20 protein-coding genes, 1 tRNA gene and 2 pseudogenes are annotated in these 25,196 nt (G+C 60.4%); 14 read left to right on the forward strand and 9 right to left on the reverse strand.

Annotated features, from left to right (window positions below):
- Positions 1–7: 7 nt before the first annotated feature.
- Positions 8–84, forward strand: a tRNA-Ile gene (locus DWF74_RS12890).
- Between the two features lie 95 nt (positions 85–179).
- On the opposite strand, the gene DWF74_RS12895 is transcribed toward DWF74_RS12890, so the two are convergent.
- Positions 180–392 carry a hypothetical protein gene (locus DWF74_RS12895; protein ID WP_115581068.1) on the reverse strand — a complete coding sequence of 71 codons (213 nt, stop codon included), beginning with the start codon at positions 390–392 and terminating at the stop codon, positions 180–182.
- Positions 385–678, reverse strand: a pseudogene (locus DWF74_RS12900) (tyrosine-type recombinase/integrase); the annotation flags it as partial. The pseudogene DWF74_RS12900 and the gene DWF74_RS12895, both read right to left, overlap by 8 nt.
- Here DWF74_RS12900 and DWF74_RS12905 point away from each other — a divergent pair.
- Both DWF74_RS12905 and DWF74_RS12910 read left to right on the forward strand, forming a co-directional pair.
- Positions 663–908: pseudogene (locus DWF74_RS12905) on the forward strand (hypothetical protein); the annotation flags it as partial. The pseudogenes DWF74_RS12900 and DWF74_RS12905 sit on opposite strands and share 16 nt — an antisense overlap.
- Positions 881–1,852 carry a hypothetical protein gene (locus DWF74_RS12910; RefSeq protein ID WP_240322047.1) on the forward strand — a complete coding sequence of 324 codons (972 nt, stop codon included), beginning with the start codon at positions 881–883 and terminating at the stop codon, positions 1,850–1,852. The pseudogene DWF74_RS12905 and the gene DWF74_RS12910, both read left to right, overlap by 28 nt.
- Positions 1,853–1,860: 8 nt before the next feature.
- On the opposite strand, the gene DWF74_RS12915 is transcribed toward DWF74_RS12910, so the two are convergent.
- Both DWF74_RS12915 and DWF74_RS12920 read right to left on the reverse strand, forming a co-directional pair.
- On the reverse strand, positions 1,861–3,249 hold the full coding sequence (locus tag DWF74_RS12915) for an RNA-binding domain-containing protein (protein ID WP_115581069.1): 1,389 nt from the start codon (positions 3,247–3,249) through the stop codon (positions 1,861–1,863).
- An 858-nt stretch (positions 3,250–4,107) separates the two neighbouring features.
- A complete protein-coding gene (locus DWF74_RS12920) occupies positions 4,108–6,480 on the reverse strand; it encodes a glucose/quinate/shikimate family membrane-bound PQQ-dependent dehydrogenase (RefSeq protein WP_115581070.1) in 2,373 nt (790 codons plus the stop codon).
- A gap of 206 nt (positions 6,481–6,686) precedes the next feature.
- Here DWF74_RS12920 and DWF74_RS12925 point away from each other — a divergent pair, with 206 nt between their 5' ends.
- From DWF74_RS12925 to DWF74_RS12970, 10 genes are all read left to right on the forward strand, one after another.
- Positions 6,687–7,148, forward strand: coding sequence for an Lrp/AsnC family transcriptional regulator (locus DWF74_RS12925; RefSeq protein WP_011063845.1), 462 nt, complete (start codon positions 6,687–6,689; stop codon positions 7,146–7,148).
- Between the two features lie 176 nt (positions 7,149–7,324).
- Positions 7,325–9,007, forward strand: a complete 1,683-nt coding sequence (locus DWF74_RS12930) for a flavin monoamine oxidase family protein (RefSeq protein ID WP_115581071.1) — start codon at positions 7,325–7,327, stop codon at positions 9,005–9,007.
- Between the two features lie 123 nt (positions 9,008–9,130).
- Positions 9,131–9,925, forward strand: coding sequence for a carbon-nitrogen hydrolase family protein (locus tag DWF74_RS12935; protein ID WP_102861937.1), 795 nt, complete (start codon positions 9,131–9,133; stop codon positions 9,923–9,925).
- Between the two features lie 48 nt (positions 9,926–9,973).
- The gene (gene pqqF / locus DWF74_RS12940) at positions 9,974–12,436 is read left to right on the forward strand and encodes a pyrroloquinoline quinone biosynthesis protein PqqF (RefSeq protein WP_115581072.1); all 2,463 of its coding nucleotides are present in this window, start codon (positions 9,974–9,976) and stop codon (positions 12,434–12,436) included.
- Positions 12,437–12,592: 156 nt separating this feature from the next.
- On the forward strand, positions 12,593–12,667 hold the full coding sequence (gene pqqA / locus DWF74_RS12945) for a pyrroloquinoline quinone precursor peptide PqqA (protein WP_003194766.1): 75 nt from the start codon (positions 12,593–12,595) through the stop codon (positions 12,665–12,667).
- 94 nt (positions 12,668–12,761) lie between these two features.
- Entirely contained in the window at positions 12,762–13,673 is a 912-nt protein-coding gene (gene pqqB / locus DWF74_RS12950) for a pyrroloquinoline quinone biosynthesis protein PqqB (protein ID WP_115581073.1), read from the forward strand.
- A gap of 92 nt (positions 13,674–13,765) precedes the next feature.
- Complete coding sequence (pqqC, locus tag DWF74_RS12955; protein WP_102861940.1) at positions 13,766–14,518, forward strand: pyrroloquinoline-quinone synthase PqqC; 753 nt, start codon at positions 13,766–13,768, stop codon at positions 14,516–14,518.
- Positions 14,515–14,790, forward strand: coding sequence for a pyrroloquinoline quinone biosynthesis peptide chaperone PqqD (pqqD, locus tag DWF74_RS12960; protein ID WP_102861941.1), 276 nt, complete (start codon positions 14,515–14,517; stop codon positions 14,788–14,790). The genes pqqC and pqqD overlap by 4 nt, the downstream gene beginning before the upstream one ends.
- Entirely contained in the window at positions 14,762–15,931 is a 1,170-nt protein-coding gene (gene pqqE / locus DWF74_RS12965) for a pyrroloquinoline quinone biosynthesis protein PqqE (protein ID WP_115581074.1), read from the forward strand. Before pqqD ends, pqqE begins: the two co-directional genes overlap by 29 nt.
- Positions 15,897–17,729 carry a S9 family peptidase gene (locus DWF74_RS12970; RefSeq protein WP_115581075.1) on the forward strand — a complete coding sequence of 611 codons (1,833 nt, stop codon included), beginning with the start codon at positions 15,897–15,899 and terminating at the stop codon, positions 17,727–17,729. The genes pqqE and DWF74_RS12970 overlap by 35 nt, the downstream gene beginning before the upstream one ends.
- Positions 17,730–17,770: 41 nt before the next feature.
- Here DWF74_RS12970 and DWF74_RS12975 read toward each other — a convergent pair whose 3' ends face one another.
- From DWF74_RS12975 to DWF74_RS12985, 3 genes are all read right to left on the reverse strand, one after another.
- Complete coding sequence (locus DWF74_RS12975; RefSeq protein WP_011063854.1) at positions 17,771–17,929, reverse strand: YqaE/Pmp3 family membrane protein; 159 nt, start codon at positions 17,927–17,929, stop codon at positions 17,771–17,773.
- Between the two features lie 241 nt (positions 17,930–18,170).
- Positions 18,171–19,454, reverse strand: a complete 1,284-nt coding sequence (locus DWF74_RS12980) for an aspartate aminotransferase family protein (RefSeq protein ID WP_115581076.1) — start codon at positions 19,452–19,454, stop codon at positions 18,171–18,173.
- Positions 19,451–20,149 carry an MOSC domain-containing protein gene (locus DWF74_RS12985; protein ID WP_115581077.1) on the reverse strand — a complete coding sequence of 233 codons (699 nt, stop codon included), beginning with the start codon at positions 20,147–20,149 and terminating at the stop codon, positions 19,451–19,453. The genes DWF74_RS12980 and DWF74_RS12985 overlap by 4 nt, the downstream gene beginning before the upstream one ends.
- Positions 20,150–20,251: 102 nt before the next feature.
- Here DWF74_RS12985 and DWF74_RS12990 point away from each other — a divergent pair, with 102 nt between their 5' ends.
- Entirely contained in the window at positions 20,252–21,181 is a 930-nt protein-coding gene (locus tag DWF74_RS12990; RefSeq protein ID WP_102861946.1) for a LysR family transcriptional regulator, read from the forward strand.
- A 236-nt stretch (positions 21,182–21,417) separates the two neighbouring features.
- On the opposite strand, the gene DWF74_RS12995 is transcribed toward DWF74_RS12990, so the two are convergent.
- Positions 21,418–23,196 carry an acyl-CoA dehydrogenase C-terminal domain-containing protein gene (locus tag DWF74_RS12995; protein WP_115581078.1) on the reverse strand — a complete coding sequence of 593 codons (1,779 nt, stop codon included), beginning with the start codon at positions 23,194–23,196 and terminating at the stop codon, positions 21,418–21,420.
- Positions 23,197–23,383: 187 nt separating this feature from the next.
- Positions 23,384–25,180 carry an acyl-CoA dehydrogenase C-terminal domain-containing protein gene (locus DWF74_RS13000; protein ID WP_115581079.1) on the reverse strand — a complete coding sequence of 599 codons (1,797 nt, stop codon included), beginning with the start codon at positions 25,178–25,180 and terminating at the stop codon, positions 23,384–23,386.
- Between the last annotated feature and the right edge of the window lie 16 nt (positions 25,181–25,196).

A 25,196-nucleotide genomic window follows, 5' to 3' on the forward strand; every position in this document is an offset into this window, starting at 1 on the left:
CTACTGAGGGCCTATAGCTCAGTTGGTTAGAGCAGAGGACTCATAATCCTTTGGTCCACGGTTCAAGTCCGTGTGGGCCCACCAACTCCAAAGCCGCGCACTGCGCGGCTTTCGTTTTTCTGGATGATTTACTGTGGACATCTCACAAAACATCAACGTCCACATATCGTCCACAGCTACTAGACCCCTAGCGCTTCAGTAAGCTTATTCAACTCCGTCTTAGACAATTCGATGGCGCGATTGACACCATCCTTACCGATCTCGTGAACGAGCACCATGCCGCCACTTGAGAAGGTGTTGTGTTCATTCGTTGGGTAAATGCCCACGATGAATGCAGTGTTGACTATGAGTTCACGGCCTTTCTTGCTTTTGATCTTCACGAACTTAACCATCGTTACCGCTTCCTTGTTGCGTGGTTGATAAAGGGTTCAAATGCACCACGTCCGCCAAGTGTCCTGGGCTGAAATGGGCATATTTCTGGGTCATGGCCAGGGTGGCGTGGCCCAGAACGCGTTGTAGGGTCAGGATGTCACCACCATTCATCATGTAATGGCTTGCGAAGGTGTGACGTAGAACGTGGGTCAGTTGCCCTTCTGGAAGCTCCAGCCCAATATGATCTACCACTTCCCCAAACTTTGAATAGCTCGGTTTGAAAGGCAAAGCAGCAACAGGGCGACGGCGAGGTGTTCGTGGGCAGTTGGGCCGATAGCTTCTTCGGCACCCGTGCACCGCTGCAGCTGCCCGTCGAGCTGTTCGACGGCTACCAGGGCAATCAGAGCGCCATGATCGCGGTTCTTCCAGGACTGCGCCCGGGCGCCACCTTCAACCAGGGCGAGCGGGTCACCAGCGTGACGCTCGCCGGCAATCAGATGGCCATCAAATGGAAGACGCAATCCGTCGCAGCGTAGAGCGGCAGTTCCCCGAACTCACCGGTGGTTACCACCTGCCACGCTTAGGCCGTGTGGTCGCGGTACCGGATGCGCCGGCGGCGCCCGGGCTGTGCGACGACTTCAGGCCGCGCTATGGCGTGGACGTCCAGGTACTGCTGCCCGATGGCGAACCGGACCCGGATCTGCCGATTCTGGCCGGCCTGCCGCTGCCGGCGCCCATGGGTGGCCAAGAGGCCGCCATGTTCGGCTTCCCCGAGGAAAACACCACGGTGGTGGTGTGCTTCGCCTACGGGCTGCCGCACAAGCCATTCATCCAGCAGATCCTGCCGCATGGCTTGAGCCTGCCCCGGGTGCCGAAAGGTGATCAGGTGTGGCAGCACAGCGAGGCCTGCCAGCAGCGCGTCGATGCCGACGGCAACTGGCTGCGCCAGACCGATGGAAAGATCCAGGACAAGGCGATCGAACGCGAGGTGGAAGCCCTGGACAATGCCGAGCGCTTCCAGAATCACACCAGGACGGTGGACGACCATTCAACCGAGTCAGTAGGAGGGATCAAGAAGATCGAGGCTATGGGCGCGCTCAAGCTGCTTTCCGGCGGGTCCGCCAGCCTGGCGGCCGTGGATGACCTGCACCAGGCAACCGGCCGCGACTTGAACCCGGTGGTGGGGCAGAAGCTCAACGCCACGGTGGGCGGCGACCTGCAGGAGCAGATCCACGGACTGCGCAAAAGCGTGAGCGGGATAAGTCAGCGCCTGCAGGCACCCAAGACGTGGCTCGGGTCGGAGTCGGTCAACGTGCTGCAGGTTATGTGCGATTTGCTGGACCTTGTGCAAGAAATGAACATGCAACTCGCTAAACATACACACGGGATAACACCTCCTCCTGATACAGCGGAGATATTCACCAATATTGGATTAGTAGTAAAAACTCTGGCAAATAAGACTAAACCTGTAATTTTCTAACATTAGATTCAAGCTTTAACATACGTCACATTAAAAGCTCTGGCCTTCTCATCGACCACCTTGATTTTTCCTGCTTGCTTCATGCGTTGCAGGACTTTTTTCACCTTTTGCATATCCTGCTCACCGCTTAACTGTCGGACTAATTTATTATTAATCACGCCATCAGGGTTATTCTCAAAATATGCTTCAATCACGTCATCAATGGATGCAAGCTTTTGGTGCTTGATCGTGACCAAAAAAGCATTGGCAACCTCTTTGAAGTCCGGCTCTACTAATCCAGCCTTCCTTAGTTCATTTTTTGCGGTATTCAACCCTTCTCCAATGTCGTGGTTTACCGGATTTGGCAGGTTGTGAATCATGCGTACAATATTAGGATTTCTCGAAAAACGATCATCATATAAATTTGCCACGGTCATATAGCCTGGCAGACGCCCAGGACTTTGTATCTCTATGCGATTGTCAAAAATCCTAACGTGCACATCATCATTCAAGCTATAGTCGCGATGAAGAACAGCATTAACCAAAATCTCTTTCAGTGCTTCGGAAGGATATGAAAGCTTAACAACGTTTGTTCCATCCAGGAAGGAAGCACCATCGATATACTCAGCCACCTGCTTGATGGTTTTTAAAATAACAACCTCAATTGGCCCATTAATAGTTATAGGCATTTCTTGAAGCTGCTCTCTTTTATACTCCTCATCCGTGGTTCGAAGTCGATATACTTTTACAGCGCAGCGAGTTTGTAGTGTGGCTTGAGGCTCATCATCAAACAGCAGGACGCACCCAACATTCGGGTGCCTTACATCACCCACTTTAGTAAGCAGTCGTTGTTTCTTAAGGAATACTTCTGGTTTTAGATTAGAATTAACACGTCCCATGTAGTCACATAGCATCTCTCCCTCTGATATATCCTCCAGATCAACTTCTCGAAGTGCTTTATTCTCATAAAGCTCAGCTCCTTTGGAATATCCTAGCTGGGTTACTCTTTCTCCTTTTATCTTTGTTTTTTGGGCGTTAACGCGAATATAACAATCGCCATTAGCTGTGTAGTGAACTTTAGGGCTTTTAGGTATCGAAAAGTGTAATACCAGACCTTTTCCTTCAACACTCAGAAACTCCCATGAAAGATTCTCTACTGCTGGAGTGGTTTGCTCTAAAAGAGTAACAATTATTGCATTTGCCTCTTCAGGCTCATTAAATCCAACAAGGCGCTCTCCCTTTTCGCCTTTATCTTCAATCCCTATATACAAGTCTCCGCCATCTGAGTTTGCAAACGCCACCAAGGTCTCTTGTAACTTAGCCGGAGCTATCCGCTTACTCTTGACATCGTTAAAGTGATCTTCATCTATCTGCAGCAAAGCATTTACTTGGTCGTTATTTATATTTACTACGTCCATTGTATACCTCACCTAATCCAACACATATTTCTTCGAGCATGGCACGATGCCACGTAAATACACAAGAAGACTAAAGGACTGACATAGAAAATCGAGGGCTTATCAAAAAACTTAAAAAAAAGCACTTATCCCCCTCCCGTCGACGGGCTCTGCGTCCCTTTTTTGTACAAAGTCAGGAGGTGTTGCAAACCAAGCCCCCGCCCAGGCCCGCTGCGAGGTCTGTGGGGCGTTAGGCGATTGCAAAGGGTGCAACGCTTTGCAGAGAAATGTCATGCGCTTGCACGACACGCTGCGACGCCTCGGGTAAAGCCGCGATTCTGAGAGCCCCGACCGGCTTGGGCGAACACTTGAAAAACACGGGAATTACCCTGCTTTTAAAACCGGAGCGGCTCCAAAAACTGCTTAACTGGCCGAATGTATTGGAACGAAGCAAAAGCTACGAAAGCCAGGATGGCCGCAGCTTGTAGCCAACTACAGAGACGGCAGAGAGTTTCAAAGTGCTTCACTGTACTCCTGCAGTGGTAAACGTCCACATTACGTCCACACCTGCAGCGGAAAAGTGGCCCACATATCCCTAAATATCATTTGAAAACATAGTGATATCGGATAGCCCCAGACATATCAGGCCGCATTTACGGGCTCATAATCCTTTGGTCCACGGTTCAAGTCCGTGTGGGCCCACCAAATTGAAAGCCGCGTGATACGCGGCTTTTTTGTGCCCGCAGGTTTTACCTGGCTTCAGGACATGGCGCGCTTCGCGCAGTCTTTTCCAGGGTCACCCAAGACCGAGATACCTGGCGTGCGCTGATGAAAAAGCCGCGCTGGGCGCGGCTTTTTTAGAGTGCCGTGACGCGGTGGCTATTTCGGCAGCGCGTAGGCGATCACATAATCGCCACGGTCCGTCGACTGACGAGCACCGCCCGCCGTCAGCAGGATGTACTGGCGCCCGGTCTTGGGCGATACGTAAGTCATCGGCCCCGACTGACTGCCCACTGGCAGGCGCGCTTTCCAGATTTCATTACCATTGCCGGTATCGAAGGCCCGCAAGTAGAAGTCCTGGGTGCCAGCGAAGAACAACAGGCCGGATTGGGTCGCCAGGGACGCGCCCAGAGTCGGCATGCCAATCGGGATCGGCAGGTGCATGCGAATCCCCAGCGGACCTGTGTCCTGCACAGTGCCCACAGGCACCTGCCACACCAATTTCCTGGTCTTCAGATCAATGGCCGACATGGTGCCGAACGGCGGCTTCTGACAAGGAATACCAACAGCCGAGAGGAAACGCTGACGCATGGCGCCGAACGGCGTGCCTTCCTGGGGCACTACGCCCATTTCGATACCACTGGCACCGGCGGCGATCTGATCCCGAGGGATCATGTAGTTGGCCAGGCCCAGGCGCATGTCGTTGACGAACATGTAGTGGCTGGTCGGATCCACCGACACGCTGCCCCAGTTCATGCCTCCCAGGGAGCCTGGGAACTGCAGTGCGTGATCCAGTCCGGGCGGGGTGTACACACCTTCATGGCGCATGCCCTTGAACTGAATGCGGCACATCAGTTGGTCGAAGGGCGTTGCGCCCCACATATCGGATTCGGTCAGGGTCTGGTTGCCAATGGATGGCATCTCCACCGAGAACGGCTGGGTCGGCGAATAACGCTCACCCGGCACATTGCCCTGGGGCACCGGCCGCTCTTCGACCCGGGCAATCGGCTTGCCGGTCTCGCGGTTGAGCACGAAGATCTCGCCCTGCTTGGTGACCTGGGCCAATGCCGGTTGCACGCCGCCCTTGTCGTCCGGAATGTCGTACAGCAGCGGCTGCGCCGGCAGGTCGAAATCCCAGAGGTCGTGGTGGGTGGTCTGGAAGTGCCAGCGCACCTGGCCGGTCTTCACATCAAGGGCGACGACCGAGGAGCTCCACTGGTCATCGAACTCGCTGCGCTGACCGCCGAAGAAATCCGGCGTGGCGTTGCCGGTGGGCAGGTACACCAGGCCCAGCTTGGCGTCATAGGACATCGCCGACCAGACGTTCGGGGTGCCACGGGTATAGGTTTCACCCGCCGGCGGACGTTTGGTGGTGGCCGGGTTGCCCGGGTCCCAGGCCCACATCAGCTCGCCGCTGCGCACATCAAAAGCCCGCACCACGCCTGGCGGTTCGCCCGTGGAGAAGTTATCCGCCACCCGGCCGCCCACGATCACTACAGTGCCCGCCACCAGAGGCGTCGAGGTTTGCTGGTAGTAACCCGGCTTGATCTCGCCCATGTCGGTTTTCAGGTCGACCGTGCCCTGGTGGCCGAAGTCTTCACAAGGCTTGCCGGTTTCAGCATCGAGCGCAATCAGGCGCGCATCGCCGGTCGGCAGGAACAGGCGCCTGGTGCAAGCCGCAGGAGCAGCAGGCGTCGAGGACGCGGTTACCGCGGCGGCCGAGGCGTCGAAATAGCCCAAGCCACGGCAACGCTGCCAGTTGGGCGCGTAGCCTTTGGGGTCGAACTTCCAGCGCTCGGCGCCGGTGTCGGCGTCCAGGGCGAACACCTTGCCGTAGGCGGTGCAGGTGTAGACGGTATCGCCGATCTGCAGTGGGGTGTTCTGGTCTTCGGCACCGGCACCGTTGCTTTCAGGCAGGTCACCGGTGCGAAAGGTCCAGGCCACTTGCAGTTGGCCGATATTGCCCTTGTTGATCTGGTCCAGGGCGGCAAAACGGTTACCCGCTGTGGTGTTGCCCCAATGGGCCCAGTCTTTCTGTTCAGTGCCCGGTGCCACTGGCTGGATCGCCGGCACCTTGTCCGCCTTGACCACATGGGTCGGCACAAACATGTAGGCCAGGGTCGCCACTACGCCAACGCCCAGCAGCCCCGCCAAGCCATAGGCCCCACGCCCGGGGCGAGCACCGGAGGCGCGCACCAGGGTCGGGTGGATCAGCGCCACCACCAGGCCGATCACGGCAAAGGTCAGCACCCGCGAAACCAGCGGCCAGTATTCCAGGCCCGCATCCCAGACCGCCCAGATCGCAGTCAGCACCAGGGCCACGCCGTACAGCCTTGCACCACGGGGATTCGCCCGGGCGATCAGCACGCCGGACACCAGCATCGCCAGGCCCATCAACAAGAAGTAGGCGCTGCCTCCCAGGCTCAGGAGATAGCCACCGCCCCCCGCCAGGCCGAGCCCGATCAGGGCAATCAGAACGCCCAGCCCCATCAGGAGCCATCGGCTGCCGGTGGCAGCCCCCGTGTTTTTCATGTCAAACCTCTGCCATCTGTAAAACCAGGTCGCGAGAATGTACTAACTGGTTACTTATGACAACTTGTCGCAGGCTATTTGTTTCAAAAAAAGTCCCGATCGCCAAAGATCAGCCCCCGATCCGAACAGACAATCGGCAGCAGCAGCCAGGGTTTGCCCGAGGCTGTAACATGCTCGCTCCCTCGATAGCCGTGCTGGAGCCCATCTTGTCCGATAGCCGCCCTCCCGTTCTTGATGAAGTCGACCGTCAGTTGATCGCCGCCCTGCAGATCAACGCCCGCGAGAGCGTGGCCATGCTGGCCCGGCAGTTGGGTATCGCCCGCACCACCGTGACCTCGCGCCTGGCGCGCCTGGAAAAGACCCGGGTCATCACCGGCTATGGCGTGCGCCTGGGCCAGAGGGTGGTCGACGGCGGCTTGCAGGCGTATGTGGGCATCAAGGTCCAGCCGCGCTCCGGCAAGGAAGTGCTGCGCCGCCTGAGTGGCATGGCTCAGGTCCAGCAACTGTGCGCGGTGAGCGGTGAGTTCGATTACGTGGCCTGGCTGCGCACCGACTCGCCGGAACAGCTGGACCAGTTGCTGGACCAGATCGGCAGCGTCGACGGTGTGGAAAAGACCACCACCTCGATCATCCTCAGCAGCAAGATCGATCGCGGGCATGCGCTCTGACGCGCCGCAGCCGATAGCACTCCGCCGTCAATCTGAATCATCTATTCGTCATATTGATAAATAACAATGCATAACGACGACAGTTTGCGTCTTATTTACGTGTTTCACCCTCTCTAGAATGGCTGCCATCTTTTCCTATACTCAGCACTCTGCTGAGCCGCCCGCCAAGGTCAGCCATGAACAAGAACAATCGCCATCCTGCAGACGGTAAGAAGCCGATCACCATTTTCGGCCCGGATTTCCCTTTCGCCTTCGACGACTGGATCGAGCATCCCGCCGGCCTGGGCAGCATCCCCGAAGCCCAGCACGGCACCGAAGTGGCCATTGTCGGCGCCGGTATCGCCGGGCTGGTGGCCGCCTACGAACTGATGAAGCTGGGCCTCAAGCCGGTGGTCTATGAAGCGTCGAAGATGGGCGGCCGCCTGCGCTCCCAGGCCTTCGAAGGTGCCGAAGGGATCATCGCCGAGCTGGGCGGCATGCGCTTTCCGGTGTCGTCCACGGCCTTCTATCACTACGTCGACAAACTCGGCCTTGAAACCAAGCCCTTCCCCAACCCGCTGACCCCAGCGTCGGGCAGCACGGTCATCGATCTGGAAGGCCAGACCCACTACGCACAAAAACTGGCTGACCTACCGGCCTTGTTCCAGGAAGTCGCCGACGCCTGGGCCGACGCCCTGGAGGACGGCTCGCGCTTCAGCGAGATCCAGCAAGCCATTCGCGATCGCGATGTGCCGCGTCTAAAAGAGTTGTGGAACACCCTGGTGCCGCTGTGGGACGACCGCACGTTCTACGACTTCGTCGCCACCTCCAAGGCCTTCGCCAAGCTGTCGTTCCATCACCGTGAAGTGTTCGGCCAGGTGGGCTTCGGCACCGGCGGCTGGGACTCGGACTTCCCCAACTCGATGCTGGAAATCTTCCGCGTGGTGATGACCAACTGCGACGATCACCAGCATCTGGTGGTCGGCGGCGTCGAGCAAGTGCCCCTGGGCATCTGGCGCCACGTACCCGAGCGTTGCGCCCACTGGCCGACCGGCACCAGCCTCAGCTCGCTGCACAACGGTGCACCACGCACCGGGGTCAAGCGCATTGCCCGGGCCGCCGACGGCCGCTTCAGTGTCACCGACAATTGGGGCGATACCCGGGAATACGCGGCCGTGCTGACCACCTGCCAGAGCTGGCTGCTGACCACCCAGATCGAATGCGAGGAGTCGCTGTTCTCGCAGAAGATGTGGATGGCCCTGGACCGCACCCGCTACATGCAATCGTCGAAGACCTTCGTCATGGTCGACCGGCCGTTCTGGAAGGACAAGGACCCGGAAACCGGCCGCGACCTGATGAGCATGACCCTCACCGACCGCCTGACCCGCGGCACCTACCTGTTCGACAACGGCGACGACAAGCCGGGGGTGATCTGCCTGTCCTACTCGTGGATGAGCGATGCCCTGAAGATGCTCCCGCAGCCCGTGGAAAAGCGCGTGAAACTGGCCCTGGACGCACTGAAAAAGATCTACCCCAAAGTGGACATCGCCAGCCGCATCATCGGCGATCCGATCACCGTGTCCTGGGAAGCCGATCCGCACTTCCTCGGCGCTTTCAAGGGCGCATTGCCGGGCCACTACCGCTACAACCAGCGGATGTACGCGCACTTCATGCAGGACGACATGCCTGCCGAACAGCGCGGCATTTTCATCGCAGGTGACGATGTGTCCTGGACCCCGGCCTGGGTCGAGGGCGCGGTGCAAACGTCGCTCAACGCCGTGTGGGGGATCATGAAACACTTCGGCGGCGCTACCCATGCCGAGAACCCGGGGCCAGGGGATGTGTTCCATGAGATCGGGCCTATCGCCCTGGCGGATTGAACAATACTGACCGCGGCTGCCGCGAATACCGGCGAGAGCTCCTTGGGGCTCGGCGCCGGACCGTACGCCGAACACGAGACATCGGCTACAGTGCCCGGTCAGCCAGTCAGAGGAGTGAGGACCATGCGTGTCGCCCTGTATCAGTGCCCGCCATTGCCGTTGGACGTGACGGCCAATCTGCAACGCTTGCATCAGGTGGCCATGGAGGCCACCGATGCCGATCTGCTGGTGCTGCCGGAAATGTTCCTCAGCGGCTACAACATCGGTGTGGAAGCAGTCGGCGCTCTGGCCGAGGCCCAGGATGGCCCCTCGGCCCAGCACATCGCCGCTATCGCTCAAGCGGCGGGTACGGCGATTCTCTATGGCTATCCGGAACGCAGCGCCGACGGGCAGATCTACAACGCCGTGCAACTGATCGACGCCCACGGCCAGCGCCTGTGCAACTACCGCAAGACCCATCTGTTCGGTGACCTTGATCACTCGATGTTCAGCGCCGGCGCGGATGACTTCCCCCTGGTGGAGCTCAACGGCTGGAAGCTCGGTTTCCTGATCTGCTACGACATCGAGTTTCCGGAGAACGCCCGGCGTCTGGCCCTGGCCGGTGCCGAGCTGATCCTGGTGCCGACGGCGAACATGATTCCCTACGACTTCGTCGCCGATGTGACCATTCGCGCCAGGGCCTTCGAGAACCAGTGTTACGTGGCCTACGCCAACTACTGCGGCCGGGAAGATCAGATCCGCTACTGCGGCCAGAGCAGCATCGCCGCCCCCGATGGCAGCCGGATCGCCCTGGCCGGACTGGACGAGGCCCTGATCATCGGCACCCTGGATCGTCAGCTGATGCACGAGTCCCGGGCACTGAACCACTATCTTGCCGATCGCCGTCCCGAGCTTTACGACGACCTGAGCAAGCGCTGATCCGAGGATATCCGCTAGCATGAGCGCCTCTCTGTTCTGGAAGTGCTCATGCCCGCGCTGAACCACCCTCTGCCTCACATGGAAACCCTGGCCAACGGCCTGCGGGTGTCCTTGCGTCATGCCCCTCACTTGAAACGTTGCGCCGCCGCACTGCGGGTATCGGCCGGCAGCCACGATGTACCACTGGCCTGGCCGGGGCTGGCGCACTTTCTGGAGCACCTGCTGTTTCTCGGCACCGAGCGCTTTCCCGCCGAACAGGGATTGATGGCCTATGTGCGGGGCCAGGGAGGACAACTGAACGCCAAGACTTGTGAGCGCGCGACCGAGTTCTTTTTCGAGCTGCCGGTCAGCGCCCTGGCCGGTGGCCTGGAGCGTCTATGCGACATGCTCGCCCGACCGCGGATGAGTCTTGAAGACCAGCGTCGGGAGCGAGAAGTGCTGCATGCGGAATTTATCGCCTGGTCCCGGGATGGGGCGGCGCAACGCCAGTTCGCGCTGTTCGATGGACTGTCCGCTGCTCACCCGCTGCGTGCCTTCCATGCTGGCAACCGCTACAGCCTCAACCTGCCCAGCCAGGCTTTTCAGCAAGCGCTGCAGCAATTTCACCAAGACTTTTACCAAGCCGGGCAAATGACACTGAGCCTCGCCGGGCCACAGTCTCTGGAAGAACTCCGCGCCCTGGCCACACGCTATGGTGCAGATCTACCGAAAGGCCAGCGCCTTGAGCAGAGCGTGCCTCCTGCGCTGTCGACTACCGGCATCGGCACTTATCAGCAGCTCGATGCTCACCGTCTGGACCTGCTGTTCACCCTGGAACAACTGCCCGAGGGCGCAGCGCCCGCCCTGGACTTTCTCTGCACCTGGCTGCAATCGGCCAAGCCGGGCGGGCTGCTTGCCGGACTCCAGCAACGCCAACTGGCCCAGAGCCTCAAGGCACAGACGCTATACGAGTTTGCCGGTCAGGCCTTGCTGCATCTGCAATTGAACCTGAGCACAACAGAGGCGACGGCCCCGGCCCAGGTCCGCGAACTGCTGGCAGATTGGCTGAGTTTCTTCAGCGCCCAGGACGATTGGCCAGCGCTGCGGACAGAATATGCCTTGCTGCAACAACGCCGGCTGCAGGTCGGCAGCGCCCTGGAGTTGGCCCAGCAGGACAGCCGGCAGACCGTCGGCGAGCTGGATGCGCAAGGACTCGAGGCCCTCAGGGTGCTGCTCGCACAGTTGCAACCGCAGGCTGTGGATAACTTCAGCCATGAGTGGTGCCTGCCACCGGGTAACCCTTTTCTGCGCAGCACGGCTGAAGCACCGCGGGCAGGACTGATTCGCGGGCAGACCAGCGCGCACCGAGGACTACGCACCTTCGCCCAGGATCGCTCGCGAAGCCGGCGAGAGAACTCGGCGTTGAACATCAGCCAGGCCTTGCCTGCGGATAGCCGCGAAGGGACCTTGATTCTGCGCTGGCGCCTGGCTTCACCCGCCCCAGCTGGTGTGCACGAGCGCCTCCTGCATAGCCTGGCGCCCTTGCGCAGCGATGCCGCTCAGGCTGGAGTAGCACTGAGCTTCACCACCCGTGGCGCCGATTGGTTGCTGAAACTCAGTGGCCTGCAGCAACCCATGCCCGCAGTGCTGCAGCAGGCGCTGAAGCAACTGAACCAGCCCGCCGAATCGTTCTGGCTGCAGAGCGCAGCTACGACAGACGATGCCCCCTTGATGCCGATCCGTCAGTTGCTCAAGGCCTTCAGCGAGCAACCACAACCCGGCGAGCCGACAGTTGCACACCCTCAATCCCTGCAAGCCCTGTGGGCTGGTGCTCGATGGGACGGCCTGGCCTTGGCGCTGTCAGCCGGCACTCAGGAAGCCTTTGGCCAAGCGCTGCAAAAGATGCCGGGAACAGCAGATACGGCCCTGTGCCAACCCTCACCGCCAGACACCGCCTATCGTTGGCAGACGTACCCCGGGGCATCCAGCGAACAGGCCCTGCTGCTGTTCTGCCCAACGCCCGGCACCCGCCTTGCCGATGAAGCGGCCTGGCGCCTGCTGGGCCAACTCTGCCAGACGCCGTTCTATCAGCGCCTGCGGGTGGAGTTGCAGTTGGGTTACGCGGTGTTCAGCGCCATTCGCCAACGTAATGGCCAGACCGGCCTGCTGTTCGGCGTGCAATCGCCCAAGGCGACGCTCACGGAAATACTTCAGCACCTGGAACAATTCCTTCTGCAGTTGCCGGAACAGCTCCAGGCGCTCGGCGAGCCGCTCTGGAACGAACAGCGACAGGCTCTGGCTCAACAGTTCCAAGCCTCGCTCCTGCCCCTGGAGCAAGCCGCTGAACTGCTATGGCAGGCGAAACTGGCCGGCCATCCGTCGGATTACCTGGAGCGGCTGCACGACAGCATCCTGGCCCTCACGCCCTCAGCCGTGACCCAGGCCGCCATGGCCCTGCATTCGGCGACAGGCGGCTGGACAGTACTGGCCAACGGGCCTTGCCCAGGAGCGCCCTGGCAAGCGGCAGAATGATCATTACCGGTGCTGCAACGAGCTTTCTTCAGAATTGCGGGCAACCTTTTGTGGGAATTTAGTAAGATAGCCCCCTAAGCATCTGAACATCTCCCGCCGGAGGTGGACTATATGTATAGGCAATACCCGTCCCACCCACCTCAAAGGAGCATTTTTATGACCTGGTCCAAACCTGCTTACACCGACCTGCGTATCGGCTTCGAAGTCACCATGTACTTCGCCAGCCGCTGATTTCTGCCTCTGGCCAGAAAACGCAGCGCAACGCCTCGGTCCGTCCGGGGCGTTTTTATTTTCAGTTCTACGTCTTTTTTCCCTGGGAGCGTCCATGTTTGTCCAGATTCTAGGTTCCGCCGCCGGCGGTGGTTTTCCGCAGTGGAACTGCAACTGCGTGAACTGCGCAGGGTTTCGCGACGGCAGCCTGCGGGCCCAGGCTCGTACCCAGTCGTCCATCGCGATTTCCGATGACGGGGTGAACTGGGTACTGTGCAATGCCTCCCCGGACATCCGCGCCCAACTGCAGGGTTTTGCCCCCATGCAGCCGGGCCGTGCACTGCGCGACAGCGGGATCAGCGCCATCATCCTCATGGACAGCCAGATCGATCACACCACCGGCCTGCTCAGCCTGCGCGAAGGCTGCCCGCATCAGGTCTGGTGCACCGACATGGTCCACGAAGACCTGAGCACCGGTTTCCCCCTGTTCAAAATGCTCAGCCACTGGAACGGCGGCCTGAACTGGAACCGCATCGAGCTCGACCAGAGCTTCACGGTTCCGGCCTGCCCCAACCTGCGCTTCACCCCACTGCCTTTGCGCAGTGCTGCACCGCCCTATTCGCCCCATCGTTTCGATCCGCACCCAGGCGACAACATCGGCCTGATCGTCGAAGACCTGCGCAGCGGCGGTAAGCTCTTCTACGCGCCGGGCCTGGGTAGGGTGGACGCGCCGCTGCTGGAAATCATGTCCGCCAGCGACTGCCTGCTGCTGGACGGCACCCTGTGGGAAGACGATGAAATGCAGCGCCGTGGCGTCGGTACCCGCACCGGCCGGGAAATGGGCCACCTGGCCCAGAACGGCCCGGGAGGCATGCTCGAAGTGCTGGAACAGCTGCCCCGCCAGCGCAAGGTGCTGATCCACATTAACAACACCAACCCGATCCTCGACGAAGACTCCGCCGAACGTGCCGAACTGGTACGCCGAAAGGTGGAAGTGGCTTACGACGGAATGAGTATTGAGCTGTAGGCCGTATCGCCCACAAGCTCGACCCAAGAGCCTTGGCCCCTTTGCGTAGGGGCGGGCTTGCCCGCGAAAGGGCAGCCCCCCGGAGAACACACATGACCGACACCCCGCTGTCCCCCGCCGAATTCGAGCAGGCGCTGCGCGCCAAGGGCGCCTACTACCACATCCATCACCCCTATCACGTGGCGATGTATGAAGGCCGGGCGAGCCGCGAACAGATCCAGGGCTGGGTCGCCAACCGCTTCTACTACCAGGTGAACATCCCCATGAAGGATGCGGCGATCCTCGCCAACTGCCCGGACCGGGACATTCGCCGCGAGTGGATCCAGCGCCTGCTGGACCATGACGGTGCCCCGGGTGAAGACGGTGGTATCGAAGCCTGGCTGCGCCTGGGCCAGGCCGTGGGCCTGGACCCGGACCAACTGCGCTCCCAGGAGCTGGTGCTGCCCGGCGTACGTTTTGCCGTGGACGCCTACGTCAACTTCGCCCGCCGCGCCAGCTGGCAGGAAGCCGCCAGCAGCTCGCTGACCGAACTGTTCGCCCCGCAGATCCACCAATCGCGCCTGGACAGCTGGCCCCAGCACTATCCCTGGATCGACCCGACCGGCTACGAGTACTTCCGCACCCGCCTGGGCCAGGCCCGGCGCGATGTGGAACACGGTCTGGCCATCACCCTGCAGCACTACACCACCCGTGCCGGTCAGGAACGCATGCTGGAAATTCTCCAGTTCAAACTGGACATCCTTTGGAGCATGCTCGACGCCATGAGCATGGCCTATGAATTGAACCGCCCGCCCTATCACAGCGTCACCGATCAGCGGGTCTGGCATAAGGGGATCACCCTATGAGTTTCGACCGCAGCAAAACCCCACGCTGGCGTCCCGGTTACCGCTTCCAGTACGAGCCGGCACAAAAAGGCCATGTATTGCTCTACCCGGAAGGCATGATCAAGCTCAACGACAGTGCCGCACTGATCGGCGGCCTGATCGACGGCGAGCGTGACGTGGCGGCGATCATCCAGGCGTTGGAAGTACAGTTCCCCGGAGTGGCCGAGCTCGGTGACGATATTGAGCAGTTCATGGAGGTCGCCCGTGCCCAGCACTGGATCGAACTCGGCTGAGTCGGTGCCGCTGCCCGACAAACCGGAAGTCGGCCTGCCACTGTGGCTGCTGGCCGAGCTGACTTATCGCTGCCCACTGCAATGCCCCTACTGTTCCAATCCGCTGGACTTTGCCGAGCAGGGCAAGGAGCTGAGCACCGAACAATGGATCAAGGTATTCCGTGAAGCGCGGGAGATGGGCGCGGCGCAGTTGGGCTTCTCAGGCGGCGAACCGCTGGTGCGCCAGGACCTCGCCGAGTTGATCGGCGAGGCGCGCAAGCTGGGCTTCTATACCAACTTGATCACCTCCGGCATCGGCCTGACCGAGCAGAAGATCAGCGACTTCAAGAAAGCCGGCCTGGACCATATCCAGATCAGCTTCCAGGCCAGCGACGAACAGGTGAACAACCTGCTGGCCGGTTCCAAGAAAGCCTTCGCCCAGAAGCTGGAGATGGCCCGCGCGGTCAAGGCTCACGGCTATCCGATGGTGCTGAACTTCGTCACCCACCGGCACAACATCGACAAGATCGACCGCATCATCGAGCTATGCATCGCCCTGGAAGCCGACTTCGTCGAACTCGCCACCTGCCAGTTCTACGGCTGGGCCCAGCTCAACCGCGTCGGCCTGCTGCCCACCCGGGAGCAACTGGTGCGCGCGGAGCGCATCACCAACCAATACCGCGCCAAGCTGGAAGCCCAAGGGCATCCCTGCAAGCTGATTTTCGTCACCCCGGACTACTACGAAGAACGCCCCAAGGCCTGCATGAACGGCTGGGGCAGCATTTTCCTCACCGTCACCCCGGACGGCACCGCCCTGCCCTGTCACGGCGCCCGGCAAATGCCGGTGCAATTCCCCAATGTGCGCGACCACAGCATGCAGCACATCTGGTACGACTCCTTCGGCTTCAACCGCTTTCGCGGTTACGATTGGATGCCGGAGCCATGTCGCTCCTGCGACGAGAAAGAAAAGGACTTCGGCGGCTGCCGCTGCCAAGCCTTCATGCTCACGGGGGACGCCAGCAATGCCGACCCGGTGTGCAGTAAATCGGAACACCACGGGATGATTCTCAAGGCCCGCGAAGAATCCGAAACGGCCACCCAAACCATTGAACAACTGGCCTTTCGCAATGAACGAAACTCACGCCTCATCGCCAAGGGTTAAGCCCTTCAGCGCCAACCAGGCCACCACCGCCGGGATCGATTTTGCCGAGCTGCAACTGACACCCGATGGCGTGTTCTGGAATGAATACCGTCCTGCGGACGCCAGCTGCCGGATCTGGCATTGGCAGCAAGGCCAGGCCCGCTGCCTGACGCCGCCGGGCTTCAGCGTCCGCAGCCGCGTCTATGAATACGGCGGAGGTGCCTTCTGCCTCAGCGGCGACGTCCTGCTGTTCGTCAATGAAACGGACCAGCAACTGTATCGGCAGTCCCTGAAAGACGGTGCGCCAGTGGCCCTGACCCGGGGCGACTGCCGCTACGGGGACCTGCATGCGCACGCCGATCAAGTACTGGCCGTGGAAGAGTGCGCCAACGAGCACCGGCTGGTGGCCATCGACATCCATAGCGGCCAGCGCCGCCTGCTCGCCGCCGGGGCCGACTTCTATGCCGCGCCGACCTTGAGCCCCAATGGCCAACGTCTGGCCTGGATCGAATGGGATCGCCCCCATCAGCCCTGGACCAGCACTCGCCTGATGCTCGCCGAACGCCTGGCCGACGGCACCTGGGGCGCCCCCCGTTGCATGGCGGGCGATGGCCAGGAAGAGTCCCTGCAGCAACCGCGCTTCGATCAGCACAACCGATTCTATTGCCTCACGGATCGCCAGGGTTTCTGGCAACCCTGGGCCGAGTCGGACAGCGGCTTGCGGCCGCTGCCCTGTGCCGCAGCTGATCATGCCCCGGCCCCCTGGCAGTTGGGGTGTCGCACCTGGATGCCCCTTGGTGGGGACTCCTGGTTCGGCAGTTGGACCGAGGAAGGGTTTGGCCGTCTCGGACTGCGTCACGCCGACGGTTCGCAACAGGACTTCAGCGGCAACTACAGTCGCTTTCGCGGCTTGGCGCTGGATCAGCACTACCTGTATTGCATCGCCGCGTCCCCCGTCAGTCCCTCGGCCATCCTCGCCATCGAACGTGAAACCCAGCAGGTGCAGGTGTTGGCCGGCGGTGTCGCGCCGCTACCGACGGAGCGCATCAGCCGACCACAAACCCTGTGCTATCCCAGTGGCGAAGGACAGGCCCATGGTTTCTTCTACCCGGCCATGAATGGGGTCAACCGACCGCCTCTGGTGGTGTTCATTCACGGCGGTCCCACCTCCGCCTGCTATCCGATCCTGGACCCGCGTATCCAGTTCTGGACCCAGCGCGGCTTTGCCGTGGCCGACCTGAACTACCGGGGCAGCACCGGTTATGGCCGGGCCTATCGCCAGGCCCTGCATCAGCGCTGGGGCGAAGTGGATGTGGAAGATGCCTGTGCGGTGGTGTCCTATCTGGACCAACAAGGGCTGATCGACCCAAGACTGGCGTTCATCCGTGGCGGCAGCGCCGGAGGCTACACCACCCTCTGCGCCCTGGCCTTCGCCAAGGTCTTCTGTGCCGGCGCCAGCCTGTACGGGGTCAGCGATCCCATTGCCCTGACCCGCTCCACGCACAAATTCGAAGGGGACTATCTGGACTGGCTGATTGGCGATCCAGAGCAGGACAACGAGCGCTATCTGGCGCGCACGCCACTGCTGTACGCCAGCAACATCAGCGTGCCCGTAGTGTTTTTCCAGGGTGAGTTGGACGCCGTGGTGGTGCCCCAGCAGACCCGCGACATGCTCAAAGCGCTCCAGGATCAGGGCATTGCTGCCGAGGCCCACTATTACCCGGATGAACGCCACGGCTTTCGCAAGGCGGACAATCAGGCTCACGCACTGGAACAGGAATGGCGGTTTTATCAGAAGGTGCTGCAAGCGCAATGCTAAGCGGGTGCTGCCCGTTCCGTTGGAACGGGCAGCTTGGATAATCAGCGTTTGGCGATGATGTACACCGCGTGCACGATACCGGGGATGTATCCGCACAGGGTCAGCAGGATGTTCAGCCAGAAAGCGCCGCCAAAGCCCACTTGCAGAAAGACCCCCAAGGGCGGCAAGAGAATGGCGAAGATGATGCGAATCAAGTCCATAAGGCAGCTCCTGATAGAAGTCGGGCTCGGCTGAGCCTCACCTGCAATCGACCCTGGCCGCGTGCCAGGGTTCAGCGCAATCATTGTCCTCCTGACGGTACGGAGACAAAAAAACGCCCCGTGCGAAAAATCGGACACGGGGCGACGCGTTATACCGCGAGACGGTTCAGGAATTCAGTCAACGTAAAGTCGGATGTGCTCGGGACTGAGCGTCAGCGAATGCCCCAGGATCAGCCAGATTTCACACGGCTACTCCCTTGCGGCATTGCAATTGCGCGGTCCGCACGCGGGAAAAGGCCCGGGCCAGGCGCAGGAGCATTTCATCGATATTGCCCTTGCTGACACTCAGGGCCGGGGTGAAGCGCAAGCAATCCGATTGCACAGCACTGAGCAACAGGCCCTCGTGCAACGCCGCCTTGAGCACCGCCTGCGCTGAGTCGTCCGCCAGGCTCATGCCCCAGAACAACCCATGCCCTCGTACCTCGCCCTGGGCGTAACGGGCCGCCAGTTGGGCCAACTGCTGCCCCAGGTACTGCCCGTTGTTGCGCACCTGCTGCAGAAAACCATGCTCCTGCAGACTGTCCAGCACGGCCAGGCCGGCGGAGGTCATCAATGCATTGCCGTGGTGGGTGCCATCCAGCTCGCCCTGCTCGAAACAACAGGCCTTGCCCCGCGCCAGCAACGCCGCCAGGGGCACGCCGCCACCGAGGCCCTTGCCCAAGGTGATGATGTCGGCGCGCACGCCGTACAACTGCTCGGCCAAGAGGGTGCCGCAGCGGCCGATGCCGGTCTGGACCTCATCGAGGATCAGCAGAATGCCCAGCTCACGACACAGGCGCTCGACCCCTTTGAGGTAGTGTTCTGTCGCCGGAATGACCCCGGCCTCCCCCTGGATCGGCTCCAGCATGATGGCCACGGTCTGAGCATCCACCGCCGCATGCAAAGCAGGCAGATCATTGAATGGCACCTGGCTGAAGCCTGGCAGTTGAGGTTCGAAACGATTGCCTGGGGAGCCACCGCCCGCGGCTGATAACGCGGCAAAACCGCGGCCATGGCAACTGCGGCTGGCAGTGATGATGCCCGCCGCGCCGCCGCGATGCAGTTGACCCCACTTGCGTGCCAGCTTGATCGCCGCCTCGCAGGCCTCGCTGCCACTACTCAACAGATAGGCCTGGTCGCTACCGGTACTACGGCACAGCCGGTCGGCAAGCCTGAGCATGCCGCGGTTATAGAAACCCGACCCGGGATTGATCAGCGACTGGGCCTGGGCAGCGATGGCGTTGACCAGTACCGAAGGACTGTGGCCCAGGCTGTTGGCCGCCCCGGCCTGGGTGAAATCCAGGTAGGTGCGGTCATTGCTGTCCCACAACCAGGAGCCCTGGCCACGAACGAACACCGGCTGGGGGCGCTGCACACTGGGCATCAGGCACTCACTGGCGCTGGCATCGTCCGAGGCGGTCGCACAGGGCTCGATAGCCAGATCCTCCAGGCTTGGCGGAGTGCGGCGCAGATTGAACAGATTCATGCCCGCAGCCCCTCCAATGGCAGGCCCAGCAGGCGTGAAGACCAATCCTCGACGCAGCCGGTACGCATACGCTTGATAGCGATATCGCGCCAGCGCGAGGACAGTGCCGGACAATCAATCAACATTTTCAAGCCTTTATGCTCCAGAGGCTCCTGGAAAAAACAGCGCAGGGCCCAGGCTATGGTCAGGCCGGGATAACTGCGCTGGATCAGTTCGAAGGGTTCGTCCGCCTGGACAAAGCCGGGCTTGAGCACCCGGTAGAACCAGCCACAGCGTCCATTGTCCTGGGCTTGCTGGGGCAGATTCACCAGGCCCCAACGCTGGCTCAAGCGATAGCAAGGAGAACGGGGCTGGCTGATCTGCAACAGCGCGCCACCCCAACGGAACATGTCCCCCAGGCACACCTGTTCTTCGGTCAGGCCACGTGTCGAGAGATTTTCACCAAAGGCCGGAGCCGACCAGTCGAACTGTGGATAACGTTTGCGCCAGTGCGCGTAATGCTCTGCGGGATAGTGGTGCAGGGCTCGTTCTGGGCCAGTATGAAAGCGCGGATCACCCTGTTCATCGCTGCCCAGGCCTTGTGGCCATAACCAGAGACGGTTTGCAACCGGGTACTTGTCGGTATCGATGACCAGACCCTGGCCGAGATTTTTTGCCTTGCCTATGTAAACACCATCGACGTAAACGGTATTCATCGCGCGCCTTGGCCCTGTAAGCCCTGTGAATAGGCGCTAGACTAGGCGCCTTGCGGGCTTACGGCCATTTCGTTTTTTAAGCTTTTTCGATAAGAAATACTTATGGATTTCAAGCAACTGCGTTATTTCGTCGCGGTGTATGAAGAAGGTCATGTGGGCCGTGCTGCCGAGCGCCTGTCGATCTCACAACCGGCACTCTCCCAGCAGATCCGTCAGTTGGAGCAGAACCTCGACGTCAGCCTGTTTGAACGCAGCAGCAAGCGCCTGTTGCCGACCCTGGCCGCCCATACTCTCTACAATCACGCCCTGCCCCTGCTCGATGGCCTGCAACAAGCCCGTGAGGCCCTGCGCAACTTCAAGGGCCAGGCCCTGCGTACCCTGGCCATCGGCGTACTGCAAACGGTGCATAGCAGCCTGGTGCCGCAGATGCTCGAACGAGTGCGCAAGGCCCAGCCCCACCTGGTGGTGCAGATCTACGAATTGACCGGTCTGGAGATCGAACGACGGTTGCTTAATGGCACGTTGGACATCGGCATCAGCTACCTGCCGCCACGCCAACCCGGCTTGCATGGTGTCCCGCTGTACGAAGATGAGCTGACACTGGTCATCCCCGAACAGCATCCGCTGCGCGAATTCAAGAAGGTCTCCATGAGCCAGGCAGCGGAGTTGCCGATGCTGCTGTTGGGCGAAGAGTTTCAGATCCGCCAGATCTGGCAAGCGCAGCTGGCCAACCTGGGACGGCGCCCCCAGGTGCAAGCGGAGTTGAACAATATGGCCGGTATTCTCGACAGCCTGCCTCATACCCGACTGGCCACCGTACTTCCAGGGCGCTCGCAACAACAGCACAGCAACAGGGAACTGCTGTGGAAACCGCTGAGCGAGCCCAGGGTGCCATTGAAAGTCGGATTGGTGTGTCGCGATCTGCAGCGTCAGCAAGGAACGCTGGAACTGCTGCGTACGTTATTGGAGGATTCGATGAACACCCAAGACGGGCGCTTGGGCGGCACTGCGGTGCCAGAAATCCTGGGTTGACGTCGCCAAAATAAAAAATCCGGACAAAAGAAAACCCCGCCGAAGCGGGGTTTTGCAGACTGTTTCCCTGACATCCTTTTCACTCCACCATCCTGGCGGAATCCTACGTGTCCGTGTTGTTGCTTTGCGCTTCCTGCGCGACGTCCATGTGAAGTAGATTAGCCTCAGCCGTCATCTACCGATATGGACGATCAGCAGCACGTTATGTAAGAGATGACTTACAAAGGTTCTCCCGATTAAAACTGCTCCGCCTGCAACAGGAACAGCGATTCACTACCCGCTTTCACCGAGGCGGCCAGGGAGTGGGTACGCGGTAGCAAACGGGCGAAATAGAACCGCGCGGTTCCCAGTTTACTGGCGTAGAAGTCCTCTTCCTGCTCTTTGCCCAGCGCCGCCTTGGCCATCAGGGCCCACATGTAGGCGTAGGCGGTGTAGCCAAAGACCTGCAGATACTCCACCGAAGCCGCGCCGATTTCGTTGGGGTTACTGATGGCCCGATCCAACAGCCAGGCGGTCAGCTCGTCCAGATTGTCCAGAGCCGCGTTCAAAGGCAGGGTGAACTCGCCCAGTTGCGCATCGGCGGTGGCGGTGAAATGGCGAATTTCATCAGCGAACAGACGGTAGAACGCCCCACCGCTACCGACGATCTTGCGCCCCACCAGGTCCAGGGCCTGGATACCGTTGGTGCCTTCGTAGATCTGGGTGATCCGCACGTCGCGCACCAATTGCTCCTGGCCCCATTCGCGAATGTAGCCGTGGCCGCCAAAAATCTGCTGGCCATGAACCGTGGTTTCCAGACCCAGGTCGGTAAGGAACGCCTTGGCCACGGGAGTCAGCAAAGCCACCAGACTTTCCGCGCGCGTGCGGGTCTCGGCATCTTCGCTGAATTTGGCGGTATCCAGTTGCATCGCCACATAGGTGGAGAATGCCCGGCCACCTTCGTTGGCCGCCTTCATGGTCAGCAACATGCGCCGCACGTCCGGGTGCACGATGATCGGATCGGCAACCTTGTCCTTGGCTTGCGGCCCGGTCGGTGAACGACTCTGCAGGCGGTCACGGGCATACTCCACCGCGTTCTGATAGGAGCGCTCACCGGTGGCCAGGCCCTGGATACCGACACCCAGGCGCTCGTAGTTCATCATGGTGAACATCGCTGCCAAGCCCTTGTTCGGCTCGCCCACCAGATAACCTATCGCTTGATCGAAGTTCATCACACAAGTGGCCGAGGCCTGGATACCCATCTTGTGTTCGATCGAGCCGCAACTCACCGGGTTGCGTTCACCCAGGCTGCCGTCGGCGTTGACCATGAACTTGGGCACCAGAAACAGGGAGATCCCCTTGGGCCCGGCCGGCGCATCCGGCAGTTTGGCCAGCACCAGGTGAATGATGTTTTCCGTCAGGTCGTGCTCACCACCGGTAATGAAGATCTTGGTCCCGCTGATGGCATAGGAACCGTCAGCCTGAGGTTCGGCCTTGGTACGGATGATGCCCAGGTCGGTGCCGGCATGGGGCTCGGTCAGGCACATGGAACCGGCCCAGACACCGGCGTACATGTTTGGCAGGTAAGTGGCTTTCAGCTCTTCGCTGGCGTGGGCATTGATCGACAGGCAAGCTCCCGCCGTCAGCATCGGATACAGGCCAAATGCCAGGCTCGCGGAGTTGACCATTTCCTCGACCTGGGCGGATACCGCCTTGGGCATGCCCATGCCGCCGAACTCGGGATCACCGCCCACGCCGACCCAACCGCCTTCGGCGTAGGTCTGATAAGCCTGGGTGAATCCTTGGGGAGTGGTTACAACGGTATCGTTCCAATGACAGCCTTCCTCGTCGGCACCGCGACTCAGCGGAGCGATGCTGCGGGCGGTGACTTTGCCCGCTTCCTCCAGAATCGCCTCAACAGTCTCGGCGTCCACAGTCTCGGCCAGAGCTGGCAGTTGAGCCCAGAGTTTGGCGACCTCGAAGACTTCATTGAGGACGAAGCGCATATCGCGCAGGGGCGCTTTGTAGTCAGCCATGGCAAACCTCGCAAGATCTAAACAAGCGGGCCGGAACGGGCCCATTTACGAAAAGTCGAGTGTAACCGAACAACTTTTGCGACACATAGGGTCAACTCATGACTTTATTGTTAATTTTAGTCACAACCAAATAGCCACAAGAAAAAGCCCGCGAGAAGCGGGCCTTGTCCAGGGCACATCAGCGTACTTACAAAGCGAACATCTGCGCCGGCAGGCTCATCAGGCAATCACCGCCAGCTTCGATTGCCGCCAGATGGGCGCCGGTACGTGGCAGCAGTCGCTTGAAGTAAAACGCACAGGTGGCCAGCTTGGCGGTGGCGAAATCGCCATCGCCTTCACCTGCATCGAGTTGTTGCTGTGCCACCAGGGCCATACGCAGCCAGAGATAGGCCAGAACGATGTAGCCGCTGTACATCAAGTAATCCAGGGCTGCGGCCCCCACTTCATCCGGATTTTTCATGGCGGCCATGCCCACCCGGGTGGTCAACTCGCCCCATTGACGGTTCAAGCCATCCAGTTGCGCGATGTAGGCCTTGAGCTGCGGATGCTCGGCATGTGCCCCACAGAACTTATGAACGATCTTGGTAAACCCCAGTAACAGCTTGCCCTGGCTGCCCAGCACCTTGCGGCCCAGCAAGTCCAGAGCCTGGATGCCGTTGGTGCCCTCATAGATCAGGGCGATACGACAATCGCGCACCAGTTGCTCCATGCCCCACTCACGAATGTAGCCGTGACCGCCAAACACCTGCATGCCGTGGTTGGTCACCTCAAGGCCCGTCTCGGTCATGAAGGCCTTGCAGATCGGAGTCAGGAACGCCAGGAGGTTCTCGGCGTCCTGACGCTGGGCCGGATCGGCGCTCAGATGAGCCACATCCAGCAATTGGGCGGTGAAATAGGCCAGGGCCCGGTTGCCTTCATTGAACGCCTTCATGGTCAGCAGCATGCGCCGTACATCGGGGTGGACGATGATCGGGTCAGCCGCCTTGTCCGGCGCCTTGGGCCCGGTCAGAGCGCGCATCTGAAAACGATCGTTGGCGTACTTGATCGCACCTTGAAAGCTCGCCTCCCCCAGGCAAAGCCCCTGCATTCCGGTGCCCAGGCGCGCGTGATTCATCATGGTGAACATGCAGTTCAGGCCTTTATTGGCCTCGCCGATCAGGAAGCCCTTGGCGCCGTCGAAGTTCAGTACACAGGTAGCCGAAGCCTTGATTCCCATCTTGTGCTCGATGGAGCCGCAACTCACTCCGTTGCGCTCACCGACCTCACCTGCTGCGTCCGGCAGGAACTTGGGCACGATGAACAGGGAAATGCCTTTGGTCCCGGCCGGTGCGTCCGGCAGTTTGGCCAACACCAGGTGAATGATGTTTTCACTCAGGTCGTGCTCGCCGGCAGAGATGAAAATCTTGCTCCCCGATAACGCATAACTGCCATCGGCCTGGGGCACCGCTCGGGTCTTGATCAGGCCCAGGTCGGTACCGCAATGGGCTTCGGTCAGGCACATGGTGCCGGTCCACTGCCCGGCGGTGAGCTTGTTCAGGTACAGCAGCTTCTGTTCGTCGGTGCCATGGGCATGAATCGCCGACATCGCACCATGGGTCAGCCCCGGGTACATGCCCCAGGAAGTGTTGCTGGAGCCCACCATCTCGCTGATCACCAGCCCCAGGGAATGGGGCAGCCCCTGGCCGCCATAGGCAGGATCGGCGGCCAAGCCATGCCAACCGCCTTCGACGTATTGGGCGAAAGCCTGTTTGAAACCCTTGGGGGTGGTCACTACGCCATTGTCGAAATGGCAGCCCTCCTCGTCACCGGAGCGGTTCAGCGGAGCCAGGACGTTCTCGCAGAACTTCGCCCCTTCCTCGAGGATCGCGCTGACCATGTCCGGGCTGGCATCGCTGGCTCCCAGTGCGGCGTAACTGCCATGAAAGTCGAAGACATGATCGATCAGGAAGCGCATGTCGCGCAGGGGAGCTTGATACTCGGGCATGATGATTTCTCCGGCA

Origin of the sequence: Pseudomonas protegens (assembly GCF_003363755.1) — a bacterium.
GTDB lineage: Bacteria > Pseudomonadota > Gammaproteobacteria > Pseudomonadales > Pseudomonadaceae > Aquipseudomonas > Aquipseudomonas danubii.

What these genes read in the sequence shown, in the direction of transcription:
- DWF74_RS12930 (WP_115581071.1), top strand. Translation starts at nt 7,325, where the DNA reads ATGAACAAGAACAATCGCCATCCTGCAGACGGTAAGAAGCCGATCACC.
- DWF74_RS12995 (WP_115581078.1), bottom strand. Translation starts at nt 23,196, where the DNA reads ATGGCTGACTACAAAGCGCCCCTGCGCGATATGCGCTTCGTCCTCAAT.
- DWF74_RS12895 (WP_115581068.1), bottom strand. Translation starts at nt 392, where the DNA reads ATGGTTAAGTTCGTGAAGATCAAAAGCAAGAAAGGCCGTGAACTCATA.
- DWF74_RS12985 (WP_115581077.1), bottom strand. Translation starts at nt 20,149, where the DNA reads ATGAATACCGTTTACGTCGATGGTGTTTACATAGGCAAGGCAAAAAAT.
- DWF74_RS12980 (WP_115581076.1), bottom strand. Translation starts at nt 19,454, where the DNA reads ATGAATCTGTTCAATCTGCGCCGCACTCCGCCAAGCCTGGAGGATCTG.
- DWF74_RS12910 (WP_240322047.1), top strand. Translation starts at nt 881, where the DNA reads ATGGAAGACGCAATCCGTCGCAGCGTAGAGCGGCAGTTCCCCGAACTC.
- DWF74_RS12915 (WP_115581069.1), bottom strand. Translation starts at nt 3,249, where the DNA reads ATGGACGTAGTAAATATAAATAACGACCAAGTAAATGCTTTGCTGCAG.
- pqqF (WP_115581072.1), top strand. Translation starts at nt 9,974, where the DNA reads ATGCCCGCGCTGAACCACCCTCTGCCTCACATGGAAACCCTGGCCAAC.
- DWF74_RS12990 (WP_102861946.1), top strand. Translation starts at nt 20,252, where the DNA reads ATGGATTTCAAGCAACTGCGTTATTTCGTCGCGGTGTATGAAGAAGGT.
- pqqD (WP_102861941.1), top strand. Translation starts at nt 14,515, where the DNA reads ATGAGTTTCGACCGCAGCAAAACCCCACGCTGGCGTCCCGGTTACCGC.
- pqqC (WP_102861940.1), top strand. Translation starts at nt 13,766, where the DNA reads ATGACCGACACCCCGCTGTCCCCCGCCGAATTCGAGCAGGCGCTGCGC.
- DWF74_RS12975 (WP_011063854.1), bottom strand. Translation starts at nt 17,929, where the DNA reads ATGGACTTGATTCGCATCATCTTCGCCATTCTCTTGCCGCCCTTGGGG.
- DWF74_RS12935 (WP_102861937.1), top strand. Translation starts at nt 9,131, where the DNA reads ATGCGTGTCGCCCTGTATCAGTGCCCGCCATTGCCGTTGGACGTGACG.
- DWF74_RS12920 (WP_115581070.1), bottom strand. Translation starts at nt 6,480, where the DNA reads ATGAAAAACACGGGGGCTGCCACCGGCAGCCGATGGCTCCTGATGGGG.
- DWF74_RS12970 (WP_115581075.1), top strand. Translation starts at nt 15,897, where the DNA reads ATGAACGAAACTCACGCCTCATCGCCAAGGGTTAAGCCCTTCAGCGCC.
- pqqB (WP_115581073.1), top strand. Translation starts at nt 12,762, where the DNA reads ATGTTTGTCCAGATTCTAGGTTCCGCCGCCGGCGGTGGTTTTCCGCAG.
- DWF74_RS13000 (WP_115581079.1), bottom strand. Translation starts at nt 25,180, where the DNA reads ATGCCCGAGTATCAAGCTCCCCTGCGCGACATGCGCTTCCTGATCGAT.